Source organism: Streptomyces sp. NPDC047982 (genome assembly GCF_043204165.1).
Taxonomy (GTDB): Bacteria; Actinomycetota; Actinomycetes; order Streptomycetales; family Streptomycetaceae; genus Streptomyces.
The window spans coordinates 78,014-92,909 of the sequence record NZ_JBIDBS010000005.1; the positions used below are offsets into that span (position 1 = coordinate 78,014).

Annotated in this window: 13 protein-coding genes; 9 read left to right on the forward strand and 4 right to left on the reverse strand. The window is 74.2% G+C overall.

Annotation, left to right across the window (positions count from 1 at the left end; all coding sequences use genetic code 11):
• The first annotated feature begins 51 nt into the window (after window positions 1-51).
• Genes ACGF2V_RS07750 through ACGF2V_RS07790 form a run of 9 tightly spaced genes read left to right on the forward strand, consistent with a single transcriptional unit; the run spans window position 52 to window position 9,472 of the window.
• Window positions 52-345, forward strand: coding sequence for an acyl carrier protein (locus ACGF2V_RS07750; RefSeq protein ID WP_362625327.1), 294 nt, complete (start codon window positions 52-54; stop codon window positions 343-345).
• Window positions 342-1,499, forward strand: coding sequence for a beta-ketoacyl-[acyl-carrier-protein] synthase family protein (locus tag ACGF2V_RS07755; protein ID WP_362625329.1), 1,158 nt, complete (start codon window positions 342-344; stop codon window positions 1,497-1,499). Before ACGF2V_RS07750 ends, ACGF2V_RS07755 begins: the two co-directional genes overlap by 4 nt.
• Window positions 1,489-2,235, forward strand: a complete 747-nt coding sequence (locus ACGF2V_RS07760; RefSeq protein WP_362625331.1) for a beta-ketoacyl synthase N-terminal-like domain-containing protein — start codon at window positions 1,489-1,491, stop codon at window positions 2,233-2,235. Before ACGF2V_RS07755 ends, ACGF2V_RS07760 begins: the two co-directional genes overlap by 11 nt.
• Window positions 2,232-3,704 carry a class I adenylate-forming enzyme family protein gene (locus tag ACGF2V_RS07765; protein WP_392911161.1) on the forward strand — a complete coding sequence of 491 codons (1,473 nt, stop codon included), beginning with the start codon at window positions 2,232-2,234 and terminating at the stop codon, window positions 3,702-3,704. Before ACGF2V_RS07760 ends, ACGF2V_RS07765 begins: the two co-directional genes overlap by 4 nt.
• Window positions 3,701-4,672 carry an ACP S-malonyltransferase gene (locus ACGF2V_RS07770; protein WP_362704567.1) on the forward strand — a complete coding sequence of 324 codons (972 nt, stop codon included), beginning with the start codon at window positions 3,701-3,703 and terminating at the stop codon, window positions 4,670-4,672. Before ACGF2V_RS07765 ends, ACGF2V_RS07770 begins: the two co-directional genes overlap by 4 nt.
• Window positions 4,669-5,406: an SDR family oxidoreductase gene (locus ACGF2V_RS07775; RefSeq protein ID WP_362625337.1), complete on the forward strand. Its 738-nt coding sequence runs from the start codon at window positions 4,669-4,671 to the stop codon at window positions 5,404-5,406. Before ACGF2V_RS07770 ends, ACGF2V_RS07775 begins: the two co-directional genes overlap by 4 nt.
• A gap of 52 nt (window positions 5,407-5,458) precedes the next feature.
• The gene (pabB, locus tag ACGF2V_RS07780; RefSeq protein ID WP_362704570.1) at window positions 5,459-7,678 is read left to right on the forward strand and encodes an aminodeoxychorismate synthase component I; all 2,220 of its coding nucleotides are present in this window, start codon (window positions 5,459-5,461) and stop codon (window positions 7,676-7,678) included.
• Window positions 7,679-7,736: 58 nt separating this feature from the next.
• Window positions 7,737-7,937 carry a Trm112 family protein gene (locus tag ACGF2V_RS07785; protein WP_362704573.1) on the forward strand — a complete coding sequence of 67 codons (201 nt, stop codon included), beginning with the start codon at window positions 7,737-7,739 and terminating at the stop codon, window positions 7,935-7,937.
• 44 nt (window positions 7,938-7,981) lie between these two features.
• Window positions 7,982-9,472, forward strand: coding sequence for an oligopeptide:H+ symporter (locus ACGF2V_RS07790; RefSeq protein ID WP_362625343.1), 1,491 nt, complete (start codon window positions 7,982-7,984; stop codon window positions 9,470-9,472).
• Window positions 9,473-9,545: 73 nt separating this feature from the next.
• Here ACGF2V_RS07790 and ACGF2V_RS07795 read toward each other — a convergent pair whose 3' ends face one another.
• The 4 genes from ACGF2V_RS07795 to ACGF2V_RS07810 form a co-directional block, all read right to left on the reverse strand.
• Window positions 9,546-11,381, reverse strand: coding sequence for an ABC transporter ATP-binding protein (locus tag ACGF2V_RS07795; RefSeq protein ID WP_362625345.1), 1,836 nt, complete (start codon window positions 11,379-11,381; stop codon window positions 9,546-9,548).
• Window positions 11,378-13,165: an ABC transporter ATP-binding protein gene (locus tag ACGF2V_RS07800; RefSeq protein WP_362625346.1), complete on the reverse strand. Its 1,788-nt coding sequence runs from the start codon at window positions 13,163-13,165 to the stop codon at window positions 11,378-11,380. Before ACGF2V_RS07800 ends, ACGF2V_RS07795 begins: the two co-directional genes overlap by 4 nt.
• An 86-nt stretch (window positions 13,166-13,251) precedes the next feature.
• Entirely contained in the window at window positions 13,252-14,199 is a 948-nt protein-coding gene (locus ACGF2V_RS07805; protein ID WP_362625347.1) for an aldo/keto reductase, read from the reverse strand.
• Window positions 14,200-14,286: 87 nt separating this feature from the next.
• Window positions 14,287-14,862: an AAA family ATPase gene (locus ACGF2V_RS07810; RefSeq protein WP_362625348.1), complete on the reverse strand. Its 576-nt coding sequence runs from the start codon at window positions 14,860-14,862 to the stop codon at window positions 14,287-14,289.
• Between the last annotated feature and the right edge of the window lie 34 nt (window positions 14,863-14,896).

Consider the following 14,896-nt stretch of genomic DNA (forward strand, 5'->3'; position numbering starts at 1 on the left):
CCCGCCTTCCGCCGACACGGCGGTGGTGGTTGCGCACACGAGAGGACACGGATGCGGCACACCGACGACGGCCCGGCGGCACCCGCCGCCGCGCTGGAAGACCTGGTCCGCGAGCGGCTGGCCGAACGGGTCGGCAGGGATCTGGCCCGGAGCATCACCCGGGAGGACAAGTTCTTCGAACTCGGCATCGATTCGCTGGACATCGTGACCGTGCTGGCCACGCTGGAGCGGGAGTGCGCCGTCGAGCGGATCGCCGACGGCGAACTGTGGGACATCGCGGACTCGGTCGGCGCCCTCGTCCGCCACCTGTCCGCGCACGGCCGGCTTCCCTGGGAGGCCCGATGACCGCCCCCTCCTCCGTCGTCGTGACCGGCCTCGGGGTGCTCTCGCCCGGTGGCGCCGGCGTCGACGCCCTGTGGCGGGCGTGCGCGGGCGGCGTGGTCGCCTTCCGGCCGGTGGAGCACTTCGACGTCTCCCGCACCGGCGCGCACCTGGTCGGCCTCGTGCCCGAGGAGGCGACCGGGCGCGGGGTCCCGCCGCCCGGACACCCTGCCCGGCTGCCGTACCTGGTGCACCGGTCGACGGACGATGCCCTGAAGGACGCCGAGGCGCGCACCGGCCGGGGCCGGGACCGCGTCGGCCGCACGGCCCTGGTGCTGGGCACCACCGACAGCGGCGGCTTCCCGTCCGCCACCGCCTGGCGGGCGTGGCACGAGGGACGCGCCCCCGCCGCCTGGAGCCCGTACGCCCCTCCCGCGTGGGACGGGCCGGTGGTGCAGGTGGGCAACGCCAGCGCCGCGGGCGCCACCGCTCTCGGGGTCGGCGCGGACCTGTTGCGCGACGGTCTCGCCGACCGGGTGCTGGTGTGCGGGGTGGACACCATCACGGAGACCGCCTTCCAGGGCCTGGCCTCGCTGCGCACGCTCAGCCCCGGCGGCTGCCGCCCGTTCGCCGCGCGCCGCTCCGGCATCCGGATCTCCGAGTGCGCCGCCACCGTCGTGCTGGAGCGCACCGCGGACCGACCGCTCGCCCACCTGCGCGGCTGGGGCAGCAGCAACGAGGCGAGCCAGGCCGCCCGGCCGGACTTCGAGGGGGTCGCCAAGGCGGTGCGGCGGGCCCTGGCGGACGCCCGTACCCGGCCCGAGGAGATCGGATACGTGAACGCGCACGCCGCCGGAACCCGTCACGGCGACGTGGCGGAACTGCGCGCGCTGGCGGACGTGTTGGGCGACCGCCTCCCCCGCATACCCGTCGTCAGCAGCAAGGCGGCGCTCGGCCACTGCCAGGGCGCCGCAGGCACAGTGGAGGCCATCGTGACCGTACTGACCCTGCTGCGCGCGGAGGTGCTGCCGACGCTCGGCCTGCAGGACCGCGACCCGCGCTGGGACCACCTGAACCTGGGGGACGAACAGCCCGACCGGCCACCGCGGGCGGCACTCACCCTCTCGTGCGGTCTGGGCGGCTCCAACGTCGCGGTGGTGTTCGGCCGTGACGCGTGAGACCGCGCGGATCGCCGCGACCGCCGTGCGCCTGACCGAGCGCGAGTTCCCCCGCGTGCCGAGCGAGACCGCCGACCTCCCCCGGATGCCGCTCGCCGTGCGCGACGTGCTGGGCCCCGAACTCCTCGCCGCCGCCCGGGAGGCGCTGACCGCCGCGGGCATCGCCCCCGACGAGGCGCACGCCCTGGGCTGTGTCACCGCCTCCCACCGCGCCACCTGCGCCACCTCCGCGTACATCGCCGAGGTCCTGGACTCCCACGGGCCCCGCTGGCTCGCTCCGGAGTGCTTCCTGCACTACTCGGCCCACTCGCTGACCGGGCGGCTGTGCATCGAACTCGGCCTGGACGGCACCGCGGTCACCCTGACCGGAGCCTCCAGCGGGGTCGACGCCCTGGGATACGCCGCCGCCATGATCGCATCGGGCCGGCTGCGCCGGGTCCTGGTGGCCGCCGCGCACTGGCCGCCGCCCGAAGATCCGCGGGACACCGGACCGGTACGCCTGCGCACCGCCGCCGTGGTGCTGGACGGTGCCGGCGGCTGGGGGGACGTCGGCGGCTGGCGCCCGGGCGGCAGCCACCCCGCCGTGCGGGACGCGGACGACGCGGACCAGGGGCGGACCGACCCCAGCGAGGCGTTCGCCGCCCTGGCCGACTGGCACCACCGACGCCCCGCCGAGCCCGCCGAGCTTCACGGGGGCGGCTCGCTCCTCGTCCTGCGCCCGGGAGGCACCGCATGAGCGCGGCCATGCCTCACGACACCCTGCCGGGCCTGCTCGCGGCACGGGCCGCGGCCACGCCCGCGCGGCCCGCCGTGGAGTACCGGGGCACCACCGTCACATGGACCGAACTCGCCGACCGGGTGCGGCGTGCCAGGGCCCGGCTGCGCCGGGACGGCCAGGCACCCGGGGCCCGGCTCGGGATACTGGCGCGCAACGACCCCGACACGCTCGTCGCGCTGCTGGCGGCGACCGCCGAGGGACGGGAGGCCGTTGTGTACGACGGCCGGGCGACAGCCGCCGAACGGGACCAGGTGGCCGCGCTGGCCGGGCTGGCCGGATGGCACACGCCGTCGGCCGCCGACCACGCGGACGGCCCCGTCGGCGCCGAGGCCCCCGCGCCCGGCGGTTTCGCACCGGCTCTCCACCTGGGCCTGGTGACGTCGGGCACCGGCGGACTGCCGAAAGTGGTGCGCAAGCGGTGGCACACGACCCTCGCGAACGCGGCGGACTTCGCCGCACTCGCCGGCTACCGCGAGGGCGACCGCGTCCTGTGCACGACCCCGGTGCACCACGCCTATGCGTTCGGCGTGGCCGTGCTGCCGGCGCTGGTCACCGGCTGCACCCTGGTGCTGGCCCCGCATCCGGCCTCGCCCATGGCGCTGGCCCGGCTCCTTCGTGACAGCCGCGCCACCGTGGTGCAGAGCGTCCCGTTCCTCTACCGGGCCGTGCTCGACAGCGGCGAGCCGCCCGCACCGTCCGCCCTGCGGATCTGCGTCAGCGCCGGCGAGCCGCTGTCCCCCGCGCTGGCGGAGGACTGGCACGCCGCCACCGGCGTGCCGTTGCGCGACCAGTACGGCTCCACCGAGTTCGGCCAGATCGCGTACACCACCGGTGTCCCGGGCGGACCGCTGCGCCTGCTGCCCGGTGTCACAGCCCGCCTGCGCGCCGCGGACGGCACGTGGCTCGCCGCGCCGGGCCCGGACGTCTCGGGAGAACTGCACCTGCGCCAGGCCGGCGCCGGTCCCGTCACCTACTGGGGGCTGCCCGAACTGACCGCCGCCTCCCGCGCCGACGGCTGGTTCCGCACCGGTGACACCGGGCGGCTGCCCTCCCCCGGGTACGTCGTCGTGGAGGGCCGCACCACGCGGCGCATCTCGGTGGCGGGCCGCAAGGTCGACCCCGACGAGGTCCAGCGGGCCGTGCTGCGGGTGCCCGGCGTCCGCGAGTGCTGGGTCGCCGCGCCGCCCGAGGGCAGCGCCGGACACGGCGACCGGTTCGCGGCCTTCGTCGCCGTCGAGGAGGGGGTCACCGAGTCCGGTCTGCGCCGACACGTGGCGCGCTTCCTCTCCTCGTACAAGGTCCCCACCCGTTTCCACCTGCGGGAGGCACTGCCCCGCACCGGAACGGGAAAGGTGCACGCCGCCCGGCTGTGGCAGGAGGCCGCGCAGGGGGCCGTCCAGGCCCGTGGACAGGAGGACGCCCCGTGACGACCACCGTGCTCGACGCCGTGTCCCGCGGCCGGTACGCCCTGCTCCTGCCTGGTGCGGGATCGCAGCTCCCTTCCATGGCCCGGCGGCTGTGCCGTTCCTTCGACTGCGCGCGGGACGTGCTGGAGAGGGCGGCGAAGGCCACCGGGCTCGACCTCGTCCGCCTCTGCCAGGAGGGCAAACCCGCCGAACTCGCCACCGCGGAGATCTCCCACCCCGCGATCGTCGCCACCGCGCTGGCGGCGACGGCCGCGCTCCGTCGGCACCTGGGCGACCGGTGGGCACCGCCGGCCGTCGTCGGCGGCCACAGCCTGGGTCACTTCGCCGCCCTCGTCGAGGCGGGTGCCCTGGAGTTCGACGACGCCCTGCGCCTGGTGGCCCGGCGGGCGCGGCTCATGAGTGAGCAGACGCGGGCGCGGCCCGCGCTGATGACGTCCTTGGCGGGGGTGTCGCCCGAGCGGGTCGCCGAGTGGTGCGCCGCCTGCCCGTCGGAGCACGGCGTGGTGGTGCCGGCCTGCTTCAACGGCCCGCAACAGACCGTGGTGTCCGGTGACGCGGCCGCCGTGCGCTGGGTCGGCGGTCGTGCCGGGGCGCAGGAGGGGGTACGGGTGAAGGAGCTGTCCGCCGGTGTGGCGTCGCACTCCCCGCTGATGGAACCCGTCCAGCAGGCGCTGCGGCCCGGCCTGGCCGCGGTGTCGCTGTCACCGCCGGCCGTTCCGCTCCTGCTCAACAGCACCGGACGGATCGCCCGGGAGGTGGGCGCGGTGCGCCGGGACCTCCTGGAACAGCTCGCCGTTCCCGTGCGGTGGAACGACGCCATGCGCGCCCTCGTCGCCTCGGGCGTCACCACCGTCCTCGACTCCGGCCCCGGCCAGGTCCTGGCACGGGCCGCCGCCCTGCACCCGGAACTCGCCCCGGTCGCGCTGAACTTCATGCATCCGCTCGAGAAGGCGGTGCCCCTGTCATGACCCGAGGTGACCGCACATCGGGCCGCTCCGCCCTGGTGTTCGGCGGAAGCCGGGGCATCGGCCTGGCCGTCGCGCGCGCCCTGGCGGACCAGGGCCACCGGGTGACCGTCGCCGCCCGCGGCGTGACCACGGGCGGGGCGGGACCGGCGGGCTTCGAGTCGGCGCGTTGCGACGTGACCGACGCCGGCCAGGTGGACGCCGCCTTCGCCCGCACGGAGGCCCGCCAGGGGCCTGTGGAGATCGTCGTCGCGAGCGTCGGCGTCCGCTGCGACGGACTGCTCCAGCGCACCAGCGAGACGGCCTTCCGGCAGGTGACCGACGCCAACCTCACCGGGTCCTGGCGGATCGCGCGGCGGGCGGTGTCCGCCATGGCCGAGCGCGAGTGGGGCCGGCTCGTGTTCGTCTCGTCCGTCGCGGCGGTGCTCGGCACGACCGGGCAGGCCGCCTACGCGGCGGCCAAGGCCGGCCTGATCGGGCTGTCCCGCAGTGCCGCCCGGGAGCTGGGTCCCCACGGAGTCACCAGCAACGTGGTCCTGCCCGGGTTCGTCGACACGGCGCTCACCTCGGACCTGCCGCCTCGCCGGCGCGCCGCGATCCTGGCCGCCACTCCGCTCGGCCGGGCCGGGCGCCCCGAGGAGATCGCCGCCGTCGTGGCCTTCCTGGCCTCCGAGGCGGCCGGTTACGTCACCGGCGCCGTCATCCCCGCCGACGGGGGGCTGGCCATGGGTCACTGAGCGCCGCCCGCCCCCTTTCGGCATCCCGTCCGACGCCCGTCCTGGAGCCCCCATGCGCACACTGCTCGTGGACAACCACGACTCCTACAGTCACAACCTCTTCCAGCTGATCGCCCGCACGACCGGCACCGAACCCGTGGTGCTGCGCAACGACGCCGCGGCGCTGCGGTGGCTCGACCCGGAGGACTTCGACGCCCTGGTCGTCTCCCCGGGGCCCGGGCACCCGGGGCGGGACCGGGACCTCGGGCTCGCGGCGGGCCTGCTGACCGCTCCGTCGCTGCCCGTTCTCGGGGTCTGCCTGGGCCATCAGGCGATAGCCCTGGCCGCGGGCGCTCGTGTGAGCCCCGCGCCCGCGCCCCGGCACGGCCACCTCAGCACGATCAGGCATCTGGGCGACGGGCTTTTCTCCCTCGTCCCCCAGGACTTCACCGGCGTCCGCTACCACTCGCTCGCGGTGCCAGAGCCGCTTCCCAAGGTGCTGCAGGCCACGGCATGGGCGGAGGACGGTGTCGTGATGGGCGTGCGCCATCGGTCGTTACCGCGCTGGGGCGTGCAGTTCCATCCGGAATCGGTGGCCACGGAGTACGGCGAGCGGCTCATCGCCAACTTCGCGCGGCTGGTCCGCGCCCATCAGAGGTCGCGCCCGTCGCGCGCCTCGGTGGGGCACCGCGGGAGCCCCGCCGAGCCGTCGGGCGTGGGCGGCGGCCGGGCGGGGTCCGCCGACCGCGCGGTCGGTCACGGACGGGGCGGCGCGCGGCAGGGCGGTTCCCCGGAATCGCCGGTGCCGGCCGTTCGCCCCCCGTTCCGTCTGCACGTGCGCAAGCTGCCCCTGGCGCCGGACACCGAGGAGTTGTTCCGTGCGCTGTTCGCCCGTGCGAGCCACGCCTTCTGGCTGGACAGTTCACGGGTGGAGTCCGGACTCGCGCGTTTCTCCTTCCTGGGGGACGCCGAGGGCCCCCTCGCGGAGATCGTGCGCTACCGCGCGGGTTCCGGCCACGTCGAGGTGACGGCCCGCGGCGGCACGACCACCGTGCCCGGCACCGTCTTCGACCACCTGCGCGCGCAGTTGGCCCGACGCCGGATCGAAGCGCCCGCGCTGCCCTTCGACTTCCCGTGCGGGTATGTCGGCTGGTTCGGCTATGAGCTGCGCGCCGACTGCGGTTCGCCGCTGACACGGCCCTCGGCGGGGGACGACGCCGCCTGGATATTCGCCGACCGGCTGGTCGCCGTGGACCACGAGCTGGGTGAAACGTATCTGCTGTGTCTGGCGCGCGACGGCAGGTCGGACGGGGCACGCGCCGAGGCATGGCTGCGGCGGACGGGCGCGGTTCTCACCGCGCTGCCGCCGGGCGGCGACCTCCCGGCACCGCCGTCCGGCGGTTCCCCCGTGATCCGGCCGTCCCGCGGCGAGGAGCGGTACCTGGCCGACATCGGGCGCTGTCAGGCGGAGCTGCGCGCGGGCGAGAGCTACGAGGTCTGTCTGACCGACACGGTGCACGTGCCCGTGGACGCGGACGGGCTGGCCGCGCACGCCGTCCTGCGACGGCTCAACCCGGCACCGTACGCCGCGTTCCTGCGCTTCGGCGACGTCGAGGCGGTCTGTTCCTCCCCGGAGCGCTTCCTGCGGATCGCCCCGGACGGCCGGGTGGAGAGCAAACCCATCAAGGGCACCGCGCCGCGCGCGGCGGACCCCGTCGAGGACGCCCGGCTGCGGGAGGCACTGACTCTCGACGCCAAGACCAGGGCCGAGAACCTGATGATCGTGGACCTGCTCCGCAACGACCTGGGGCGGGTGTGCGAGATCGGCAGCGTGCACGTCCCGAGGCTGATGCACGTGGAGACCTACGCGACGGTCCATCAGCTGGTGTCCACCGTCCGCGGCACGCTGCGGCCCGGACTCGGCGCGATCGACTGCGTGCGCGCCTGCTTCCCCGGCGGCTCCATGACCGGTGCGCCCAAGCTGCGCACGATGGAGATCATCGACCGGCTGGAAGGCGCCCCGCGTGGCCTGTACTCGGGTTCGATCGGCTACCTGGGGCTGACCGGGGGCGCCGACCTGAACATCGTCATCCGTACCGCCGTCCGCTCGGGCGGCCACTGGTCCGTGGGGGCGGGCGGGGCGATCGTCCTCGGCTCCGACCCCGCCGAGGAGTACCGCGAGGTGCTGCTCAAGGCCGCCGCTCCGGTGCGGGCCCTGCTGCACGCGGCCGGCGGAACGGACGCACCCCCCATCACCGTGCCGGCCCTCGACGTTCCCGCCCTTCCGGGCTGATCCGCCGACGTCCGGACCGGAACGCCAGCACACCCGCAACTCACCGAAGGAGAACACCATGCCCGTCGACAGCCGCCTGCTGAACATCCTCGCCTGCCCCGTGTGCACCGCACCGCTGCGGGCCGATGACCGGGAGACCAGCCTGACCTGCACAGGAGCGCGTTGTGGCCGCTCCTACCCGGTCGTCGGAGGCATCCCGGTGCTCATAGCCGACGAGGAGCTGGCAGCCGCGTCGGTGTCCGGTTCGCTGGACAGCTGACCACGCCACGCACGCCGTCGACGGCCGAAGGAGTGAGGGGCGACATGGTGAAGACGGAGGAAGCGGCACGGGCCCGCCCGACCGGCGGCCGCCACCCGCGCGGTCTGCTGACGCTGTGGAGCGTCGAGATGTGGGAGCGGTTCAGCTTCTACGGGATGCGGGCGATTCTCGTGCTCTTCCTCGCCGCGCCCGTCGGGAACGGCGGCCTCGGCCTGGCACCGCACACGGCGGCCGCCGTCTTCGGCGTGTACGGCGCGCTGGTCAACCTGCTGGCACTGCCGGGCGGCTGGCTCGCCGACCGGCTGTGGGGCTCGTACCGGGCGGTCGTGCGGGGCGGTGTGGTCATCACTGCGGGGCACACGGTCCTCGCGATACCGGCGGGCGCCGCCTTCACGTACACGGGCCTGGTGCTCGTCGCCATCGGTACCGGGCTGCTCAAACCGGGCATCTCCACGCTCGTGGGCCGACTGTACGACGCCGAGGACGTCGGCGAGGGCCGGGCGGCGCGGCGCGACGCCGGCTTCTCGCTGTTCTACATGGGCATCAGCCTGGGCGCGTTCGCCGCTCCGCTGGTGACCGGCTTCCTCGGAGAGCGTGTCGACTGGCACGCCGGGTTCGGCGCGGCCGCGGTCGGCATGCTGCTCGGTCTGCTGCTGTGCGTGCGCGGACGCGACCGGATGCCCGACGCGCCGGACCGGCCGGTGGCCTCCCCGGGGGCACCGCGCCGTGCCCTGCTCGCCGTGGGCGGGGCGGTGGTGTTCCTCGCCGGTGTGTCCGCCGTCGCGGTGCTGTGGGGGCAGCCGCTCACCCAGGCGGTGGTCCAGGCGGTCACGCTGCTGACGATCGCCGTTCCGGTGGTCTGGTTCGCGGTCATGTTCCGCGCTCCCGGCCTGGCCCCGGTGGACCGCCGCCGGCTGACCGCCTATGTGTGGATCTTCCTGGCGGCCACCGTGTTCTGGATGATCGCCGAGCAGGGCGGTTCGCTGATCAGCCTGTTCGCGCGCGATCACGTGGACCGTACGCTGTTCGGCTGGGAGTTCCCGACCAGTTGGTTCCAGTCGCTGGGGCCGCTCTACAGCATCGTGCTGGCCACCGCGTTCGCGGCGCTGTGGCTGCGACTGGGCGAGCGCCAGCCCAGCACGGCGGCCAAGTTCGCCCTGGGTCTGCTCGGGCTCGGCCTGGCCACCTTGATCATGGCGGGGGCGGGGTGGGCCGCCGCGGACGGCGGCCGGGTCAGCCCCCTGTGGCTCGTCGTGGCCTTCTTCGTGCAGATCATGGCGGAAATGTGCCTGAGCCCCACCGGGCTGAGCGTCACCACCCGGCTGGCGCCGACTCGGTTCGCCAACCAGATCATGAGCCTGTGGTTCCTCTCGGTGGCGCTGGGCAGTGCCCTCAGCGCCCAGGTGGTGCGGCTGTCCACGGTGTGGACGCCCGGGACCTACTTCGCGATGCTGGGAGCCGCCGCCATGCTCTGTGCGGCGGCCCTCGCCCTGTCCCGCGCGCGTCTGCGCCGTCTCATGCGGGGGGTCGGCTGATACACCTGGCACCGCCCTGGCGCCGGGCACCCATGGCGGCCCCGCCCGAGGCGGCCCGGGCGGCGCCGCCCGCTCACCGCGCCCCGGCCGCCCCGGTCGCCGACATCCACGCCGCGTACAACTCGGCGTACCGCCCGGGCCGGGCGACCAGTTCCTCGTGGCTGCCCTGCTGGACGATGCGGCCCCGGTCGAAGACCAGCACGTGGTCGGCGGCCTCGGCCGTCGACATCCTGTGGGCCACGGAAACCGCCGTGCGGCCGCGGGTGGCGTTCTCCAACGCCCGCTGCAGGCGCTGTTCGGTGGCCGGGTCGACGGCCGAGGTGGCCTCGTCGAGCACGAGCAGGTCGGGGTCGGCGAGGTAGGCCCGTGCCAGCGCGACGAGCTGGCGCTCACCGGCCGACAGGGCTTCGCCGCGCTGCCCGACCGGGGTCTCCAGCTCTCGCGGCAGCCCGGCCAGCCAGTCGCCCAGATCGAGGTCGTGCAGGGCCCGCCGTACGTCGTCGGCGGTGGCGCCCGGCCGTCCGTAGGCAATGTTCCTTCCGACGGTGGTGTCGAAGAGGAAGCCGTCCTGCGGGACCATGACGACCCGTCGGCGCAGCGACGAGAAGGGCACGTCGGTCAGCGGCACCCCGCCCAGCGCGATCCGCCCCGAGGTCGGATCCGCCAGCCGGATCAGCAGCTTGACGAAGGTCGACTTGCCCGAGCCGGTCTCGCCGACCACGGCGACCCGGGCGCACGGGGCGATGTGCACGCAGACGTCACGCAGGACCGGCGGGCCGCCCGGGTACGCGTAGCCGACGTCCTCGAACCGCACCTCCACCGGCCCCCCGTCCAGGAGTGTGCCGGCCGGCCCGGGATCGGGCACGTCGACCGGCGTGTCGAGCACCGCCAGGGCACGGCGCCAGCCCGCGAGGGCGTTCTGCAGTTCGTTCAGCACCTCGGTGCTCATCTGGGCCGGTCCGATGAACAGGGTGACGAGGAACAGGAACGCCACCAGCTCGCCTGCGGTCAGTCGGCCGCCGACGCCCAGCAGCACCCCCAGGCTCACCACGCCGCCGATGGCCAGCGCGGCCGCGACCTCACCACTGGAGAGGGTGACCGCCACCAGCCGCTGGGCCCGGCTCTGTGCCCGCCGGTGCTCCTCCACCGCCGTGTCGATCCTGCGCCCGATCAGGTCGCCCGCGTCGTAGGCGTGGATGACGGCGGCGCCCACAACGGCCTCGCCGGTCGCGGCGAGCATGTCACCGCCTCGGGTACGCACCCGGCCGTACGCCTCGGACAGTCGGCGCTGCAGGCCGGGCAGGACCAGGACGAGCGGCACGAACACCGCCCACACCATCAGGGCGAGCTGCCAGGAGTAGACGAACATGACCACGCTGCCGACGAACAGCTGGCACAGGCTGACCAGGAACATGCCGCCGAACTGCAGGAAGGTGCTGAACTGGTCGATGTCCGCGGTCACCCGGGCCACCAGGTCACCGCGGCGTTCGCCCGTCAGCGCTGGTGCCGACAGGTCGTGCACCCGGCGGAACGCCCTGACGCGGAGCGTCGCGAGTCCCGCCTCGACGCTGCGGTACAGGCGGTGGTTCATCCGGGAGGTGATCCAGGCGGTGGCCAGGACGGCGGCGGCGCACACGCCCGCGATCACCAGCACCAAGCCGGTGCGCGGGCCGCCGTCCGCCTGGAACCCCTCGTCGAGGGTGAGTTGCACGGCGATGGGGACCACGACCCGGCCGGCCGCGGCGAGAAGGGCCAGGAGCAACACCGTCAGCAGCCCCTCGCGCAGCCCGGGCGAGACCTCCAGCGCCCGCCGGAGCGTGCCCAGGCTCCCCCGCCGCTCGCCCACGACGCGGCTGTCCCTCCGGTCCTCGACGCGGTTGTCCGTCCGGTCCTCGACGCGGCTGTTCACGCGGTCCTCTCCTCGGGGTGCTGTTGCTGTTCCCGTCGTTCGTAGGCGGTCACCAGGCCGCGGTAGCCGGGACAGCGCTTGCGTAGTTCTTCATGCGTGCCGCTGTCGACCACCCGGCCCCGCTCCACGTACACGACGCGGTCGGCGAGCGCGATGGCGGACTGGCGGTAGGCGACCAGAACGAGGGTGGACGGTACCCGCGCGTCGCGCAGACCACGCAGGATGCGGCCTTCGACCTCGGGATCGATGCTCGACGTGGCGTCGTCCAGCACCAGCAGGCGGGGACGGCGCACCAGCGCCCGCGCGAGTGCGATCCGCTGACGCTGGCCACCGGAGAGCGTCGCGCCGCGCTCCCCGACGCGGGTGTCGAGGCCGTGCGGCAGCGCCCGGACCACATCGGCGGCCTGGACCGCCTCCAGCGCCTCCCAGACCCGGTCGTCCGGCACGTCCAGCCCGAGCAGGACGTTGCCGCGGACCGTGTCGTCGAACAGCAGGGTCTCCTGGGGGACGAACGCCACCGCCGACGACACCTCTCCGGAACGCATCTCGCGGGCGTCGAGACCGTCCATGAGCACGTCGCCGCTCACCGGATCGACGAGCCGCACCATCAGTGTCGCCAGGGTCGACTTGCCCGCGCCGGTGGGCCCGACGATGGCGACGGTCCGCCCGGATTCCACGCTGAGGCTCACGTCGTGCAGGACTGCGTTGTCGTCGTAGGTGTAGCTGACGCCGCGGGTGTCCAGGCTGATCGGGCCTGCGTCCGACAGCTTCAGCCGCCCGGTGGGCAGGTCGCCCTCGGCGTCGAGGACGTGCCTCACCCGGGCCCAGCCGACGGAGCTGCGCGGCAACTCGGCGAGGACCCATCCGAACGCGCGCACCGGAAAGGCGATCATCGTGAAGAGGTAGGAGATCTGGACGAGTTCGCCGACGCTGACGGCTCCCGCGGCCAGCCTCGCCGTACCGACCGCGAGCACGCTGAGGATGCCCAGGTTGGGGAGCGCGTCGAGCAGGGGGTCGAAGGACCCGCGGGTGCGGCCGACCGCCACGTTGGCGTCGCGCAGGCGGGCGGCGGCATCCGCCATCCGGGCCGTCTCGTGCTCCTCCAGACCGAGCGTCTTGACGACCAGGGCGCCGTCGAAACTCTCATGGGCGATGTCGCTGGTCTCGGCGCGCAGGCTCTGGGCGCGCGCCGCGAGTGGTGTCAGCCTGCGCTGGTAGAAGACGTTGAGGAGCCCGATGGCGGGAAAGACGAGCAGGGCGACGGCGGCCATCACCGGGTCGACGGCGAACATCGAGACGATGGCGGCGGTGAGCATGACGACGACGCCGATGGCGGTGGGCAGCGGCACGATGGGCGCCCAGGCGGCCTCCACGTCCGCGTTGACGTTGGACAGCAGTTGGCCGGCCGGGTGGCGCTGGTGCCAGGAGACGGGCAGTCGCAGATAGCGGTGGGCGACCCGGCGGCGGTACGTCGCCTGGAGCCGGAACTGCATGATGCCCGCACCGACACGGCGTCCGATCACCCCGACGACCCGGAGCATCGCCACCCCGAAGACGGCCAGGCCGGCGGCGACCAGGGCGGCCGCGGTGGTCCGGCCCTCCTGGAAGGCGGGCAGGATGACGTCCTCGGTGATGCGGCCCAGCGTCCACGACGTGGCGACCGGCGCCACGCCGTACAGGGCGCTGGCGAGCAGGGCCGCGCAGAAGATCCAGGGTTCCTCCCGTACGGCGACGGCAAGGACCCCCAGGCCCCGGCGCAGGGTCGACCGGTCGGTTGCAGGCACGGGCGAGGTTCCTTTCGTGCGGATCGTGCGTTGTCCGCCCGACGATGCGACCGCGGGCGGGGCGTATCAGGGCGAGACGCCCGGTGTCACTGGCGCGCTCCGCTCGCGGCCGGCAGCGCGTCCAGCAGGTCGAGGTCGTCGTCGTCCAGCCGGACGTGGGCGGCGGCGACGTTGTCGTTCAGATAGCGGATGTTCTTGGTTCCCGGGATGGCGACGACGTGCGGGGCGCGGGACAGCACCCATGCGAGCGCGGCCTGGGCGGGGGTGATGCCACGCCGGTGCGCCACGGTGCGGACACCGTCCAGGAGACAGAGGTTGGCCGCGAAGTTCTCCTCCTGAAAGCGCGGGTTGTGGCGTCGGTAGTCGCCGTCCGGCACGTCCTGGGCGGAGTCGAAGCGGCCCGCCAGGAAGCCGCGGCCGAGCGGCGAGCAGGCGATGAGCGCGATGCCCTCCCGCGCGGTGAAGGGCAGCAGTTCGGCCGTGGCGTCCCGGCTCCACAGCGACAGTTCCGTCTGAACGGCGGCCACGGGGTGCACGCTCTGGGCGAGGCGTATCTGAGGGATGGTCACGTCGGGCAGGCCGAGCATCCGGGCCTTGCCGGCCGTCACGGCCTCGGCCATGGCACCCCAGGTGTCCTCCAGCGGCACCTCGGGGTCGACCCGGTGCAGTTGGTAGAGGTCGACGTGGTCGGTGCGCAGCCGGCGCAGGCTCGCGTCGATGGCCGCGCGGACGTGCTCGGGCCGGCCGTCGCGGCGCAGCCGTGTCTCCCCGGTGACGAATCCCACCTTCGTGGCGAGGAACGCCTTTTCGCGGCGGTCGGCGAGCGCCCGACCCACCAACTCCTCGTTGGTGCAGGGCCCGTAGACATCGGCGGTGTCGATGAGGTCGGCGCCGAGGTCGAGGGCGCGGTGGAGCACGGCGATCGAGGCGTCCTCGTCGCGGCCTGCGGGGTCGTAGGCGTAGGTCATGCCCATGCAACCGAGGCCGACGACTCCCACCGAAGCGTCTCCGGGGCCGATCCGTAGGGTGCGCAACGCGTGTCCTTCCTTGGCTGTCGGGCAGGGCGGGTCATGAGCCGGACCGGGCTCCCGGGGCGGCGCCGCGGGAGCCCGTCGGCGTGATCAGGAGACGGCGCCCTCGCCCCAGGCGCGCTTGAGGATCTCGTCGACGGTCTCCTCGACCGTCTGGTGCGAGGTGTCGAGCCACAGCCCGATGCGGGGCGTGCTGTCCCGGAGCACCTTGTCCAGGTCCTTGGGCTGCCAGTCGGGCCCGTAGCCGGTCTTGGAGCGCTTCTCCTCGCGCCGGGCCACGACGTCCGGATCGGGAGCCAGCATCACCACGGCGAGCGGACGGCTCCTGATCATCTCGGTGATCTCCCGCAGGTGCTCGCCGAGGAGGATGTCCTGGAGGACGACCGTGAATCCGGCCTCGACGTAGGCGTCGGCCGTCGCGGCGGCCAGGCGGTAGCGCAGGCGCAGCTGCGCGACGGCCTCCGGCGGGGCCTCGGCGGTCATGTGCACCTGACCGTTGACGACCATGCGGCGGAATGTGTCGCCACGTACGTGCGCAGAACGGGGCAGGCGCTCGGCGAGGGCCTGCGCGACGGTGGACTTGCCCGCGGCGGAGATGCCCGAGACGACGATGACGCCGGGCTCTCCGTCACGGGAGACGGCGGTGGGGTTGGTCCTGTCGGTCATGGACGGATGGATTTCCTCTCTTGTGCGGGGATGC

Excerpts from the sequence above, each read along its gene's own strand:
- ACGF2V_RS07750 (WP_362625327.1), top strand. The coding sequence starts at position 52 with ATGCGGCACACCGACGACGGCCCGGCGGCACCCGCCGCCGCGCTGGAA.
- ACGF2V_RS07755 (WP_362625329.1), top strand. The coding sequence starts at position 342 with ATGACCGCCCCCTCCTCCGTCGTCGTGACCGGCCTCGGGGTGCTCTCG.
- ACGF2V_RS07765 (WP_392911161.1), top strand. The coding sequence starts at position 2,232 with ATGAGCGCGGCCATGCCTCACGACACCCTGCCGGGCCTGCTCGCGGCA.
- ACGF2V_RS07775 (WP_362625337.1), top strand. The coding sequence starts at position 4,669 with ATGACCCGAGGTGACCGCACATCGGGCCGCTCCGCCCTGGTGTTCGGC.
- pabB (WP_362704570.1), top strand. The coding sequence starts at position 5,459 with ATGCGCACACTGCTCGTGGACAACCACGACTCCTACAGTCACAACCTC.
- ACGF2V_RS07785 (WP_362704573.1), top strand. The coding sequence starts at position 7,737 with ATGCCCGTCGACAGCCGCCTGCTGAACATCCTCGCCTGCCCCGTGTGC.
- ACGF2V_RS07790 (WP_362625343.1), top strand. The coding sequence starts at position 7,982 with ATGGTGAAGACGGAGGAAGCGGCACGGGCCCGCCCGACCGGCGGCCGC.
- ACGF2V_RS07810 (WP_362625348.1), bottom strand. The coding sequence starts at position 14,862 with ATGACCGACAGGACCAACCCCACCGCCGTCTCCCGTGACGGAGAGCCC.